The sequence below is a fragment of the Chromobacterium fluminis genome, from assembly GCF_011602385.1.
In the GTDB taxonomy this organism is placed as follows: Bacteria; Pseudomonadota; Gammaproteobacteria; order Burkholderiales; family Chromobacteriaceae; genus Chromobacterium; species Chromobacterium fluminis.
Genome location: NZ_JAAOMA010000007.1, coordinates 44259 through 57888 on the forward strand (window position 1 = coordinate 44259; position 13630 = coordinate 57888).

Annotated in this window: 13 protein-coding genes; 8 read left to right on the plus strand and 5 right to left on the minus strand. The window is 61.1% G+C overall.

The window, feature by feature from the left end; all coding sequences use genetic code 11:
• The first annotated feature begins 440 nt into the window (after positions 1–440).
• Both HA052_RS06945 and HA052_RS06950 read left to right on the plus strand, forming a co-directional pair.
• Entirely contained in the window at positions 441–812 is a 372-nt protein-coding gene (locus HA052_RS06945) for a hypothetical protein (protein ID WP_166451352.1), read from the plus strand.
• A 651-nt stretch (positions 813–1463) separates the two neighbouring features.
• Positions 1464–1658, plus strand: coding sequence for a hypothetical protein (locus HA052_RS06950; RefSeq protein WP_166451353.1), 195 nt, complete (start codon positions 1464–1466; stop codon positions 1656–1658).
• Between the two features lie 135 nt (positions 1659–1793).
• Here HA052_RS06950 and HA052_RS06955 read toward each other — a convergent pair whose 3' ends face one another.
• Positions 1794–3413, minus strand: a complete 1620-nt coding sequence (locus HA052_RS06955) for a methyl-accepting chemotaxis protein (protein ID WP_166451354.1) — start codon at positions 3411–3413, stop codon at positions 1794–1796.
• Between the two features lie 122 nt (positions 3414–3535).
• A complete protein-coding gene (locus HA052_RS06960; RefSeq protein ID WP_166451355.1) occupies positions 3536–5155 on the minus strand; it encodes a HAMP domain-containing methyl-accepting chemotaxis protein in 1620 nt (539 codons plus the stop codon).
• Between the two features lie 172 nt (positions 5156–5327).
• Here HA052_RS06960 and ggt point away from each other — a divergent pair, with 172 nt between their 5' ends.
• The 6 genes from ggt (at position 5328) to aac(6') (ending at position 10102) form a co-directional block, all read left to right on the plus strand.
• Positions 5328–7085 (plus strand): gamma-glutamyltransferase, encoded by a 1758-nt coding sequence (gene ggt, locus HA052_RS06965; protein ID WP_166451356.1) that lies wholly within the window; start codon positions 5328–5330, stop codon positions 7083–7085.
• Positions 7086–7560: 475 nt separating this feature from the next.
• A complete protein-coding gene (locus tag HA052_RS06970) occupies positions 7561–8322 on the plus strand; it encodes a substrate-binding periplasmic protein (RefSeq protein WP_166451357.1) in 762 nt (253 codons plus the stop codon).
• 272 nt (positions 8323–8594) lie between these two features.
• Positions 8595–8969 carry a DMT family transporter gene (locus HA052_RS06975; protein ID WP_166451358.1) on the plus strand — a complete coding sequence of 125 codons (375 nt, stop codon included), beginning with the start codon at positions 8595–8597 and terminating at the stop codon, positions 8967–8969.
• Positions 8966–9286 carry an SMR family transporter gene (locus tag HA052_RS06980; protein ID WP_019099898.1) on the plus strand — a complete coding sequence of 107 codons (321 nt, stop codon included), beginning with the start codon at positions 8966–8968 and terminating at the stop codon, positions 9284–9286. The genes HA052_RS06975 and HA052_RS06980 overlap by 4 nt, the downstream gene beginning before the upstream one ends.
• A 130-nt stretch (positions 9287–9416) precedes the next feature.
• Positions 9417–9575, plus strand: coding sequence for a hypothetical protein (locus HA052_RS06985; protein ID WP_166451359.1), 159 nt, complete (start codon positions 9417–9419; stop codon positions 9573–9575).
• A gap of 83 nt (positions 9576–9658) precedes the next feature.
• Positions 9659–10102 (plus strand): aminoglycoside 6'-N-acetyltransferase, encoded by a 444-nt coding sequence (gene aac(6'), locus HA052_RS06990; protein ID WP_166451360.1) that lies wholly within the window; start codon positions 9659–9661, stop codon positions 10100–10102.
• Between the two features lie 100 nt (positions 10103–10202).
• Here the strand turns inward: aac(6') and HA052_RS06995 are convergent, their stop codons facing one another.
• The 3 genes from HA052_RS06995 to acnB form a co-directional block, all read right to left on the minus strand.
• A complete protein-coding gene (locus HA052_RS06995; RefSeq protein WP_166451361.1) occupies positions 10203–10409 on the minus strand; it encodes a hypothetical protein in 207 nt (68 codons plus the stop codon).
• On the minus strand, positions 10409–10594 hold the full coding sequence (locus HA052_RS07000) for a hypothetical protein (protein WP_240937301.1): 186 nt from the start codon (positions 10592–10594) through the stop codon (positions 10409–10411). The genes HA052_RS06995 and HA052_RS07000 overlap by 1 nt, the downstream gene beginning before the upstream one ends.
• Before the next feature lie 241 nt (positions 10595–10835).
• Positions 10836–13421, minus strand: a complete 2586-nt coding sequence (gene acnB / locus HA052_RS07005) for a bifunctional aconitate hydratase 2/2-methylisocitrate dehydratase (RefSeq protein ID WP_166451363.1) — start codon at positions 13419–13421, stop codon at positions 10836–10838.
• Positions 13422–13630 lie beyond the last annotated feature (209 nt).

A 13630-nucleotide genomic window follows, 5' to 3' on the forward strand; every position in this document is an offset into this window, starting at 1 on the left:
TAAGCCAGCGATTAAACGGCTTCATCCACCGCCCCGCCGGCCTGGTCCGCGGGGCGGTTTTTTTCATCCTTGCCGTCCCTTCATTGACAGCAAGCGCCCGCCTCGCCAACAATAGCCCCGCGCCGCTGCAACTGCGGCGCTCGGGCTTGGACTCCCGACGTTGAGATCGTTTCGGCAGACCGCGGCCTCCCCGCGCTCTGTCTCGCTATTGCTTTGCCTATTCGGGCGGGCCATGGCGAGGGCACCTCGCGGTGCGCCGGTCTTTGGAACGATCTCCCGGTAGTCCAACCTTGTCATGCGCCCGCCTAGCCGCGCCCCGCGGCCAGGCCGGCATCCGCTTGAGGAGGTAGCAATGTCGACATCCATTAGGCGCGTATCCCGCCCTGTTTCCCCGTTATCCCCCATATCGGCGCTTGCCTGTTTCAATAAGGAGGCCCGCCATGAGTAAATCCAAAGAAGAACTACGCGCCTTCTACCGCCTGCTGGAGGCCCGCGAAGCCAAACTGCCCTTTGTCGGCCCCTCGCCGGACCGCAGCCTTCCGCATTACTGGCGGGTGCCACAGTGCCGGGACTTCTCGGAGGCCTACGCGCTGGGCGAACGCCATGGCCAAGCGCTGGTTGATCTATTTCGCCAACACCCGGACCACGCCGGCCACGGTCTGCTCTCCCGCATCGCCCATGATATGAACTTGTTCGATTTCAGCCCGCAACGCGGCACATGGGCCGGCTTCTTCGACCATCTGGAAGTGCTGATCGCCGTCAGCATCCACATGCACGAGAGTGACGCGGAGGCGCAAGCAGCGCTGTCCTAAGAACCTGTTCAAAGTCTCGCGAGCAAGAGCGAGACAAGGCGAAAACCGCTGAAGAAGCGGAATGTACAAGTGGTACATGAGCATTCTGAAGCGGTTTTTAACGCCGTATCGCCGACGCGCAGCAGACATTGAACAGGTTATAAGGCGAAAAACACGCCCGGACGGCCTTCGTCCGGGCGGCAATGGGGAATGTGACAATAGCTGGCGTGGGCAATCTATGGTAAAAAGCCTGCAATCCTTGTCTTCAGCAACACGGGCAAGGCGGCTGCGCGAGTCACCTGTTTGATCCATTCACCCTCCCTCTTGGTGCCGGATAAAAACCACAGGCGGGTGACTCGCCCAGCCGAAATGCTTGTCATTTTCACCTTCCCCTCCTCCTGATTTGCCGCGCCCCTAGAAACGTATTTACGATCTCGCGAGCTAGAGCGAGACAAGGCGAAAACGGCTGAGAAAGCGGAATGTACACGTGGTACATGAGCATTTCGAAGCCGTTTTCAACGCCGTATCGCCGACGCGCAGCAGATCGTAAACAGGTTCTAACGGCATTCGCGTTCATTCCCCCACTGTCAACGGCCTGAAAGGTCCGGTGTTTATTCTCCGCCGCGCCGTACCATGGGGCTTCGATTCATCAATCCGTAAAGGAGAGTCTGAATGGCCAAAATCAAACGCGCCGCAAAAAAACTGGCGGCGTTGGCGGACAAGGTACGCGGGCAGAAGAAGGCGACTAAATCGGCTAGAAAGCTGGCCGCCAAGGTGCTGAAACACCCGATGACCGAAAAGCCAAGCAAAAAGAAGGAGCAAAAACGCGCCAAGCGGGACAAGGCCGAAAAGCAGCAAGCTGAATAAGCCTTACGCGCAACTCCGCCAAGGCCTGGAATAGGCCTTCGGCTTCGTCCAAGGGCGGCGCCGGCGTTTCCGCCGCGCCGCCCTTAGAATGTGTTTACAATCTCGCAGGCAAAGGCGAGGCGCCCATACCCAGGCTTACACCTGATAAGCCGACACCGTTTGCAAAATCACCCGCGCTTGCTGGCTCAGCTGCCCGGCGGCGTCCGCCGAACCGCTGGACGCCGAAGAGTTTTCCTCCGCCATCTGGGCAATCTGCTCCACGCGCTGAGCAATGGTGTTGCTGGCCACGCTCTGCTCCGCAATGCTGTTGGAAATATCGCGCACCAATTCCATCGCCTTCCCGCTACTATCCCGTATTCCGTCGATGGCGTCGTTGGCGGCGCGGGTGTTGGCGGTTTCCTGATGCACTTGTTCCACCACTTTTTCCATGCTCTGCACCGCTTCCATCGTGCTGCTCTGCATCTTGTTGATGATGGCGGCAATCTCGGTGGTGGAACTGGCGGTGCGTTCCGCCAATTTGCGCACCTCGTCCGCCACTACGGCGAAACCACGCCCCATCTCCCCGGCGCGCGCCGCCTCGATCGCCGCGTTCAGGGCCAGAAGATTGGTTTGATCTGCGATGTCTTTGATCACCCCCATCACCGAGGCGATGGTGGCGCTGTCTTCTTTCAATTGCCCAATGCGCTGCGCGGCGTCGGTGATCGCGCCGGCTACCTGGGTGATGCCGCGCACGGTGGCGGAAATCACTTGGCCGCCTTCCGTCGCCATCTCGCCGGCCTGCTGCGACTGGCCGCGCGCCTCCTGCGCACTGGAAGCGACATGGTTGATGCTCACCGTCATCTGTTCCACCGCCGCCGCCATCGCCGCGGCGGATTCGCTTTGCATTTCCGAACTGCGGGCAATCTCATGGGTGTTGTTGGCCAGGCCGGACATCGCGCCGTCGATGGAGCCGATGCTGTCGCGGATGTCACGGAAGCTGCGCTGCAGGTTCTCCAACAGTTGGTTGAAAGCGGACGCGGTTTCTCCCACCTCGTCCATGCGGCCCACCGGCGCGCGCAAGGTGAAGTCTTTTTGTTGGTTCACCGTGAACATAGTGGAGCGGATCTGATGCAGGCTGGTCCGGATATGGCTGAACAGCAACCAACCCAGGCCGCCGCTCAATAATAAACAAGCCGAGATGACCGCCACCGAACTGCCGAAGGCCATGCTGTAAGCGGCGGCGTTGTCCTTGGATAAGCTGTCCGCCAATGCGTAGTTAAAATCGATATGGTTGTTGAGGTCATTGGCCAGCGCCTTGGCGGAGTCCGGGATCGGCCCCGTCACCAGCATGGCCTGCGCCGCCGCGCCGTTATTCTCGCGCGAGGCTTTCAAAAAGCCCTCAAGATGACCGCGGTAGGCTTGCAGATCCGCCCGGTCTTGCTGCAACAGCTTGCGGTCCGCGTCATTGGACAGCAGGTCTTTCTCATAAACAGCCAGCACCTGATCCAGCGCCTTGTTGCCTTCAGCGATCTGCGCTTCAGCGTCCGCCTTGCTCTTGGCGTCCGCGGCGATGCCGTGGCGATAAGCCGCCACGCGCATCTTGGTCAGAGCCAGCAAGCCCTGGTCCAGCGCCTTGATGCTGGGGAAGGTATTGACTTTCAGATAATCAAACCGCTCATTAGCACTGTGCAATTGCCACAGGCCGTAACTACCGACGCCGATCAAGGCCAACATGGCCACCATCATGGTCAGCATAAGCCGCTGTGAGATATTCATCCTCATTCTCCGTTTCTTCACCCGATGCCAGATATAGCTTTGTTATAGGCATATCGAGAAAACAGGAGAAAGTACTAAGTAAGAATATCTATTAAGCACATATATTCAGCGGCGCCGCGGCCCTACACTTGGTACTGAGTCACGGTGTTCAGAATGTTTTTGGCCTGCTGCTGCAATTGCTCCGCCGCGTCCGCCGAGGCGCTGGAGGCGGACGCGTTCTCTTCCGCCATCTGCGCGATCTGCTCCACCTTCTGGGCAATGGTGTTGCTGGCGCTGCTTTGCTCGTTGATGCTGCCGGAAATGTCCTTGACCAGCTCCATCGCCTGACCGCTGCTGTCCTGAATTTTCTCTATCACATTGCTGGCTTCACGGGCGTTGTCGGTTTCCTGATGCACTTGTTCCACCACTTTTTCCATGCTTTGCACCGCTTCCAGCGTGCTGCTTTGCATTTTGTTGATGATGGTGGCGATTTCCGTGGTGGAGCTGGCGGTGCGCTCGGCCAGTTTGCGCACTTCGTCGGCCACCACCGCGAAACCTCGGCCGGTTTCGCCGGCGCGCGCCGCCTCGATCGCCGCGTTCAGAGCCAAAAGGTTGGTCTGATCGGCGATGTCCTTGATTACCCCCATCACCGAGGCGATGGTGGCGCTGTCGTCCTTCAATTGTCCAATGCGATGGGAGGCGTTGCTGATCGCGCCCGCCACCTCGGAAATGCCCATCACCGTGGCGGAGATCACCTGCCCGCCCTCGTTGGCCATGCTGCCCGCCTGCTGCGCCTGGGTGCGCGCCTCCACCGCGTTGCTGGCCACATGGTTGATGCTCACCGTCATCTGCTCCACCGCCGCCGCCATGGCCCCGGCGGATTCGCTCTGCACCTCAGAGCTGCGGGCAATCTGATTGGTGTTGGCCGCCAGGCCGGAGGTGGCTTTGTCTATTTCCGAGATGTTGTCGCGTATGCCGCGGAAGCTGTGCTGCAGGTCTTCCAGCAAGTGGTTGAACGCCGTGGCGGTACGGCCAATCTCGTCCTTGCGCAAGACTTTGGCGCGCAGGCGGAAATCCTTGCTGGCGCTGACCTGATCCAGGGTTTCGCCTATCTGGCTGAGGCTGCTGCGGATGCTGCGGAACAAGGCGATGCCCAGCCCGCCGCTGAGGGCCAAGGCGCCCAGGATCGCCACCAGCGAGGAAACGAAGGCCTGCTCGTAGGCCACGGCGTTGTCCGCGGACAGCTGCTTGGCGAGCTTGTAGTTGTACTCGATGTGATCCTTGATGTCCTTGACCACAGCCTTGGCCACGGGCAGCAACGGCCCGTTCACCAGTTCCTTGCGGGTGGTTTCCGGCGGCTGCTCGCGCGAAATCTTGAACACGGTGTCGCGCTGCTGGCGGTAGACCCGGATGTCCGCGCGGTCCTTTTCTATCAGCCGCCGGTCTTCGTCGTCGGACACTAGTTCCTTCTGATAACGATCCAACGCGGTGTCCATCTGCTTGTCCAGCTCGGCGATGCTGGCCTCGATGTCGGCCTTGACCTTGGGATCTTCGCTGATCCCGTGGCGATAGGTCAGCACCCGCATATCGGTTTGCGCTTGCAAGGCCTGATCCAGAGTTTGGATGCTGGGAAAGGAGTTGATCTGCAGATAATCGAAGCGTTCGTTGGCGCGATGCAGTTGGAGCAGCCCGAAGCCGCCGACAATGAACAAGCCGAGCAAGGCAACCGCCAAGGTCAGCAGCAAGCGTTGGGATATGCTCATGGTAACCCCCTAGGTTCATCACTTATGAAGCTCGATTCTTTATAGGCTTGCTTCCTTGGAGTTTTCAAATCATTTGGCATGGAAAATCAGGCTTTTGCGACAGGCGGCGGCACCGTAGAATGTTCTCGCAATCACAACATTCATAAAACGCAAACAACAAAGGAGAACCACCATGACGCCATTCCGTCCCCGCCCAAGACTGTTGCTAAGCGCGCTGGCCCTGAGCTTGAGCCTGGGCTTCAACGCCCCGGCCCTGGCGCTGAGCCCGCCGGCGGCGCCACAGGTCAAATACGATTACGACTACGATGTTTTCCACCCGGTCTACGCCCGTAACGGCATGGTGGCCACCGAGCAAGGCCTAGCCACCCAAGTGGGGCTGGACATTCTGCGCCAGGGCGGCAACGCGGTAGACGCCGCGGTGGCCGTGGGCTTTGCGCTGGCGGTGACGCTGCCCAACGCCGGCAACCTGGGCGGCGGCGGCTTCATGGTGCTGCACGACGCCAAGAGCGGCCGCAACATTGCGCTGGATTTCCGCGAGATCGCGCCGGCCAAGGCTAGCCGCGACATGTATCTGGACGCTCAGGGCAAGGTGGTTGACGGCCGCTCGTTGTACACCCACTTGGCGGTGGGCGTGCCCGGCACCGTGGCCGGCCTGGCCCACGCCCAGCAGCGCTGGGGCAGCCTGCCGCTGGCCAAGGTGATCGCGCCGGCGGTGAAACTGGCGGAGCAAGGCTTCGCGGTGTCGCAGACACTGGCGGAAATGCTGGAGGTGGAAAAGGACAATCTGGGACGCTGGGACAGCAGCCGCGCGGTGTTTTTCCGCGACGGCCGCCCGCTGCGCGCCGGCGAGAAGCTGGTGCAGCGCGATTTGGGACAATCTCTGCGCCTGATCGCGCAACAAGGCCCTAAAGCCTTTTATCAGGGCAGCATCGCCGACAAGATCGTGGCGGAAATGGCGCGCCACGGCGGCCTGATCAACAAGGCGGACCTGGCCGGCTACAAGGTGGAGGAGCGCGCGCCGGTCAGCGGCAGCTACCGCGGCTACCAAGTGGTGTCCATGCCGCCTCCCAGCTCCGGCGGCATTCACATCGTCCAGATCCTGAACCTGTTGGAGCGCTATCCGCTGGCGGATTACGGCCCCAACAGCGCGCAAACCATCCACTACCTGGCCGAGGCGATGAAACTGGCCTACGCCGACCGCTCCGAATACCTGGGCGACCCGGCCTTCGTCAAAGTGCCGCAGGCCGGGCTGACTTCCAAGCGCTACGCCGACCAATTGGCCACGACGATAGACCCGGTCAAGGCCCGGCCCGCCGACGAGATCAAGCCCGGCAAGCCGCAGCCCTATGAAAGCGACCAGACCACCCACTACTCCATCGTGGACAAGCAAGGCAACGCGGTGGCGGTGACTTATACGCTGAACCTGAACTTCGGCAGCGGCATCATTGCCGGCGGCACCGGCATTTTGCTCAATAACGAGATGGACGACTTTTCCGTCAAGCCCGGCGTGCCCAACGCCTTCGGCCTGATCGGCGGCGACGCCAACGCGGTGGCGGCCGGCAAGCGGCCCTTGTCGTCGATGTCGCCGACGCTGGTGCTGAAAAACGGCAAACCCTGGCTGGTTACCGGCAGCCCGGGCGGCGCGCGCATCATCACCACCACCTTGCAAACCATCGTCAACGCCGTCGATTTCGGCATGAACCCGGCCGAAGCCGCGTCCACGCCGCGGGTTCACCATCAGTGGCTGCCGGATGAGCTGCGGGTGGAAAAAGGCCTGAGCCCGGACACGCTGCGGCTGTTGCGCGAGCAAGGCTACAAAATCGCACTCAAGCCCAGCATGGGCCGGACCCAGACCATACAACTGCGCGACGGCGGCTTGTACGGTTATTCCGACCCGCGCAACCCTGACGGCGCCACGATGGGCTACTAAGAACCTGTTCGCGATCTTTTGTCTGTGCTTTGAAACACGGTTTGCTGCACAGGAAGCCGCGTATCCGACGCGCCCCGGGTCCCTTCAAGCCTGCCCTCGGGCCTGACGGGAACCGGCGGGAAGCCGTAGGCCTGGCTTGCAGGGTGGCCTTTAGGTGTGGAGAGGATATTTGGCCAAGCAAATATCCTCTCCCTGCTCGCCGGGCAGCCCCGGCAATCAAAATCATCATCCACGCAGCGGATTCAATGCCTTGCCTTGAGCGACATCCTCGGTCTGATTAGAGCCTGCTCCCGATCCGTTGCGGCGATACCGCGTTCCAAATCGCGCCGGCCAGGCGGCTCCCCGCTCCCAGCGTCAAGGAAGCGCCTGGCCGGCCGATAAAGCGTTAAACCGGCATGGAAACTCAACCATAATGTAACAACGCATCCGAATCTGGCCGCCGGTCCTACGCCGTCCATTGGGGAGAAGCCCGCACATGCTGAAATCGCTGAGCAGCGCCGCGCTGGCCTTGTCGCTGTCGCTCCATGTCGACGCGGCCACCCTGCACTTTGTCACCCAGGATTTCCCGCCCTTCATCGAAGTGACCGAAAAACCCCTGCCGCAGGGCCTGATGGTGGACACGCTGGTGGCCGTATGCAAACGGCTAAACTGGAGTTGCGAAGTTCAGGCCATGGTGTGGCGCCGCGCCTTGCTGCTGGCCGAGGAAGGCAAGGTGGACGGCATCTTTCCGGTGCAGGACACGCCGGAGCGCAGGATATCCCTGGTCTTGAGCGCGCCGGTGTACAACAGCAGCTACGGCCTGTTCGCCACCGCCAGTTCCACCTTCCGCTACCAGCAAGCGCAGGATCTGCTCAATCACCGCATCGCGGTCTACGGCCCGTCGGTGACGCAGAACGCCTTGGACAAATTGATTGCCGGCCTGCCCAATATGAACATCACCGTGGAAAACAATCAGGAAACGGTGTTAAAGAAATTGGCCGCCATGCGTTACGGCTCGGACGCGGTGGTTTTCGCCAACGAAGACGTCACTCGCTACATCATCCGGCGCGAAGCGCTGAGCGGCCTTCGCCCGCTGGCCACCATCCAGCCGCTGACCTATCTCTACGGTTTCCCGTTAAAGTCAGTTAAACCGGGCATGGTAGCGGACTTCAACCAAGCCCTGAACGCGCTGTGCCACGACGGCACGCTGCCCCGTCTGGCGCGCCGCTACAACGTCCGGCTGGCCGCTTGCAAATAATATTTGAAAGTTTTTGCTATCAATTAAATTGAACATCCATTAGCGATGTGTTATATTTGTTCAAAATTTCAAACAGCCACCATAAGCGCCACGCCATTTTGGCGCTTATCTTGCGCTTCAATGCGATAAACAACCCTTCTGCCCCAAACGGTTTTACGGGGCGGTCTAAGCGACCGACTGTCTTTGCTGACGGCGTCATCCGCGCTTTTTGCGGAGCGTTGTTGCGCCTCTAGCGCATGTGGCTTCCGGATTTCCAATCACAGGAGCGTAGCATGCAAACTCAATCGTCTTCCCCAGCCTGGCTGGGCTGGGCTTTTCTGATGGTGGCCATCGCCACCGAAATCTTGGGCACGTCCTTCATGGCTTACGCCGCCCGCACCGAAAGCTACTGGGGCTACGGCGTGATGGCGGCGGCGCTGGCGCTGTCCTATTACTTCCTGTCTCTCGCCATCCGCACCATCTCCGTGGGCGTGGCTTACGCCGCCTGGGAAGCCCTGGGCCTGGCCGGCCTGGCGCTGATCGGCGTCTATCTATTTGGCGAAACCTTGCTGACTCAGGAAATCATCGGGCTGGGCTTGTCCGTGATGGGCATTGCCTGCGTAGTGTCTGGCGAAGCCGATGAACAAGCTCAGGAGCAAAGCGCATGAAAACCGTATTCTATTTATTCGTAGTGTCCTCGGCCCTGATAGAAGTGGCCGCCAACCTGATGCTGGAAAAGTCCAACGGCTTCCGCAACAAGGCCTGGGGCTTCGGCGCCATCGCCATGGTTTGGGTGGCTTTCACCCTGCTGGGCCAGGCGGTACGCGGCATCGACCTAGCCGTGGCTTACGCGCTGTGGGGCGCGCTGGGCATCATTGGCACCGCCATCGGCGCGCGCGTCTTTTTTGGCCAGCGGCTCAAGCCGCTGGGCTGGGTGGGCATGGCGGTGGTGATTTCCTCGGTAGTGGTACTGACCACTGCCTGATAAACAGCGGCGGCGTTCAGTGACGCTTTTATGACGCGCCTCCGCCTACAACCTGTCCTATCTGAGTATGGCGACCCGCGCCATAACGGTTTAGGGTACGGGCTCCATCCAAGCAATGAAAGGCTGAGACATGCAACAGTATCAAGTCTTGAGCAGCATGAGCCAAGAGTCCTTGGAAAACACCCAAGCCTTGCTCACCCTCTGCGAGCACTGCGCCAGCGATGTCGGCATCCTGGCCATTCACGGCGAAACAGATCAACCTTGCGAGCTGTGCGGCGAAGTCGATTGACGCGCCGCCTTCGACCACACACCGGGCCGGCCATGCCGGCCCTTTGTTTTTCCCGGCGCCGCCGCGCCGGCACAGGAATACCCATGCCGATTCAAAAACTGGACCACGTCGCCCTGCCAGACTGGGTGGCGCTGCGCCAACAACTCTGGCCGCACCATGCGTCCGCCGCCCACTACCGCGACGGCGAGGCCATCCTCGCGTCGGGCCACCTTGCCGCCTTCCTGGCGCGGGATGCCGCCGGCCAGGCGGTGGGCTTCGCCGACGCGGCGATCCGGCACGACTATGTCAATGGTTGCGCCGACAGCCCGGTCGCCTTCCTGGAAGGCATTTTCGTGTCGCCCGCCTGCCGGCGAAACGGCATCGCCCGACAATTGGTGGCGGCGGTGCAGGCCTGGGGCTTGGAACACGACTGCATGGAACTGGCGTCCGACGCGCCGCTAAGCAATGTCGATTCGCAGCGTATGCACGCCTGCCTGGGTTTCGAGGAAACTGAAAGAGTGGTGTTTTTTAGGAAGGCGCTATCCTAAAGCCAGTTTCTCCCCCTCGTCACGCATCGAAGAGGCAACCTGGCTAAGCGCATGGGCTCCGCCCAAGGCCTTATTAAAGGCGGCGCGCAAGCATCCGCGCTTATTGATCTTTCTTCGGCGTATTCATTTCCCGCGGCCATTGGGAGAAAGCCATAAACCAAAGCGCGACGATGCCGAAAAAGGGAAACGCGAAAAGCAGGCCGGCCCATCTTGAATACCCCATCCTCGACATCACGATTCCGGACAACACCACCGCCAGAATCGTGATCGCCGCAATCAAGAGCAGAATGATCCCGATGATCGCCATCACTTGGCTCCTTCAAACGCAGGCCATTTCGACCTCGCCAGAATCCACAGCGCCGCCAGCATGCCAAGCACCGGCACGAGCACCAGCAGCGCATAATAAGGCGGCAAGCCGACCCGCTTGAAGATGCGCCACAAGGGATAAGCCGTCACTAGAACGGCCATAACTAGGTTCACCAGAAATTCCACCAAACGCCTCCTCGCTCAAAAACATGCCGCCGTCGAATAAAGGGCGGCATTTTAGCACGCTCAGTCGGCATGCATTTCAGGCCGCTCCGCACCAAAACAGCCGCCCGAAGCGATGGGCGCATCAGCAGGAGGCGGTTCTGAGAGGCTGCCGCAAAAAAATACCCCGCTAACGCGAGGTATTTTTGAGGGCAGGACACTCCGGGTCCGCCCCAAGGATCAGCTCATCAGAGCTTAGCTTTGCTTACACCTTCACGGTATCGGCCAGTTCCTGATAGTCGGCGATCTCGTTGAAGTTCATATAGCGGTAAACTTCGCCGGCCTTCTGATTGAGCACGCCGATGTCGGCCATGTATTCCTCCTTGGTCGGGATGCGGCCCAGACGGGAGCAGATCGCGGCCAGTTCGGCGGAACCCAGGTAAACGTTGGAGTTCTTGCCCAAACGATTGGGGAAGTTGCGAGTGGAGGTGGACATCACGGTGGCGCCCTCCTTCACCTGCGCCTGGTTGCCCATACACAGCGAGCAGCCCGGCATTTCCATGCGCGCGCCGGCGGTGCCGAAAGTACCGTAATGGCCTTCCGCGGTCAGCTGTTCGGCGTCCATCTTGGTCGGCGGCGCCACCCACAGTTTCACCGGGATATCGCGCTTGCCTTCCAACAGCTTGGAAGCGGCGCGGAAGTGACCGATATTGGTCATGCAGGAGCCGATGAACACTTCGTCGATCTTGGCGCCGGCCACGTCGGACAGGGTTTTCACATCGTCCGGGTCGTTCGGGCAGGCCACGATGGGCTCGTGGATGTCGGCCAGATCGATCTCGATCACCGCCGCGTATTCCGCGTCGGCGTCGCCCTTCAGCAGCTGCGGATTGGCGATCCAGGCCTCCATCGCCTTGATGCGGCGCTCCAGCGTGCGCGCGTCCTGATAGCCGTTGGCGATCATGGTCTTCATCAGGGTGATGTTGGAGGTCATGTATTCGATGATGGGCGCTTTGTCCAGATGCACCGTGCAGCCGGCGGCGGAGCGCTCGGCGGAGGCGTCGGACAGCTCAAACGCTTGCTCCACCTTCAAGTCCGGCAAGCCTTCGATTTCCAGGATACGGCCGGAGAAGGCGTTTTTCTTGCCGGCCTTGGCCACGGTCAGCAGGCCTTGCTTGATCGCGTACAGCGGGATGGCGTTGACCAGATCGCGCAGGGTCACGCCCGGCTGCATCTTGCCCTTGAAGCGCACCAGCACCGATTCAGGCATGTCCAGCGGCATCACGCCGGTGGCGGCGGCAAAGGCCACCAGGCCGGAGCCGGCCGGGAAGGAGATGCCGATCGGGAAACGGGTGTGGCTGTCGCCGCCGGTGCCCACGGTGTCCGGCAGCAGCAGACGGTTCAGCCAGCTGTGGATCACGCCGTCGCCCGGACGCAGCGACACGCCGCCGCGGGTGGAGATGAAGGCCGGCAGTTCTTTGTGCATCTTCACGTCCACCGGCTTGGGATAAGCGGCGGTGTGGCAGAAGGACTGCATCACCAGATCGGCGGAGAAGCCCAGGCAGGCCAGGTCTTTCAGTTCGTCGCGGGTCATCGGGCCGGTGGTGTCCTGCGAGCCGACGGTAGTCATCTTCGGTTCGCAGTAAGTGCCCGGGCGCACGCCCTGGCCTTCCGGCAGGCCACAGGCGCGGCCAACCATTTTCTGAGCCAGGCTGAAACCCTTGCCGGAATCCACCGGGGATTTGGGCAGACGGAACTCGGTGGACGCCGACAGGCCCAGCGCTTCGCGCGCCTTGCCGGTCAGGCCGCGGCCGATGATCAGGTTAATACGGCCGCCGGCGCGCACTTCGTCCAGGATCACTTCGGACTTGAGCGCGAAGTCGGCGATCTTCTGGCCGGCCTTCTCGATCTTGCCTTCATACGGGTAGATGTCGATCACGTCGCCCATGTCCATCTTGGACACGTCCACTTCGATCGGCAGCGCGCCGGAGTCTTCCTGGGTGTTGAAGAAGATGGGGGCGATCTTGCCGCCCAGGCACACGCCGCCGAAGCGCTTGTTCGGCACGTAGGGAATGTCTTCGCCCGTGCCCCAGATCACGCTGTTGGTGGCGGATTTGCGGCTGGAGCCGGTGCCCACCACGTCGCCCACGTAGGCAACCAGATGGCCTTTTTTCTTCAGGTCTTCGATGAACTGCATCGGGCCGCGCTTGCCGTCTTCTTCCGGAGTGATGCCGGGACGGGCGTTCTTCAGCATGGCGAGGTAATGCAACGGGATGTCCGGGCGGCTCCAGGCGTCCGGCGCCGGGGACAGGTCGTCGGTATTGGTTTCGCCGGTGACCTTGAACACGGTGACGGTGATTTTATCGGCCACCGCCGGACGGCTGGTGAACCATTCGGCATTGGCCCAGGATTCCACCACCTGCTTGGCGAAGGCGTTGCCCTTGTCCATTTTTTCCTTCACGTCGTGGAAGGCGTCGAACATCAGCAGGGTTTTCTTCAGGCCGTCGGCAGCGATCTGGGCCACGGCGGCGTCGTCCAGCAGGTCGATCAGCGGCTTGATGTTGTAGCCGCCCAGCATGGTGCCCAGCAGCTGAGTGGCCAACTCGCGGGAGACCAGCGGGGATTGGGCGTCGCCCTCGGCCACGGCGGCCAGGAAGGAAGCCTTGACCTTGGCGGCGTCGTCCACGCCCGGCGGCACGCGATGGGTGATCAGTTCAACCAGGGTGCTTTCTTCGCCCTTGGGCGGGTTTTTCAGCAGTTCCACCAGCGCTTCCACTTGTTTGGCGGACAGCGGCAGCGGCGGAATGCCCAGCGCGGCGCGCTCGGCCACGTGTTGACGGTAAGCTTCCAGCATGACTTTGGACCTTTATGGCTTGGGTTGTTGGCAGCGTCCCCGGCAAGGCCGGAACACCGACGCTGCGGGACAATGGGGTAGGCTATGGCTGCGGCCACCAAGGCCGCGCTGCGACGCCCATTGGCGCAGCCTTGATTTCATGCTTGAAGATTACGCTGTTAGCCGTCCGCTTTCAAACGAGTTATCGCAACATAGATTGTGAGTTAAAA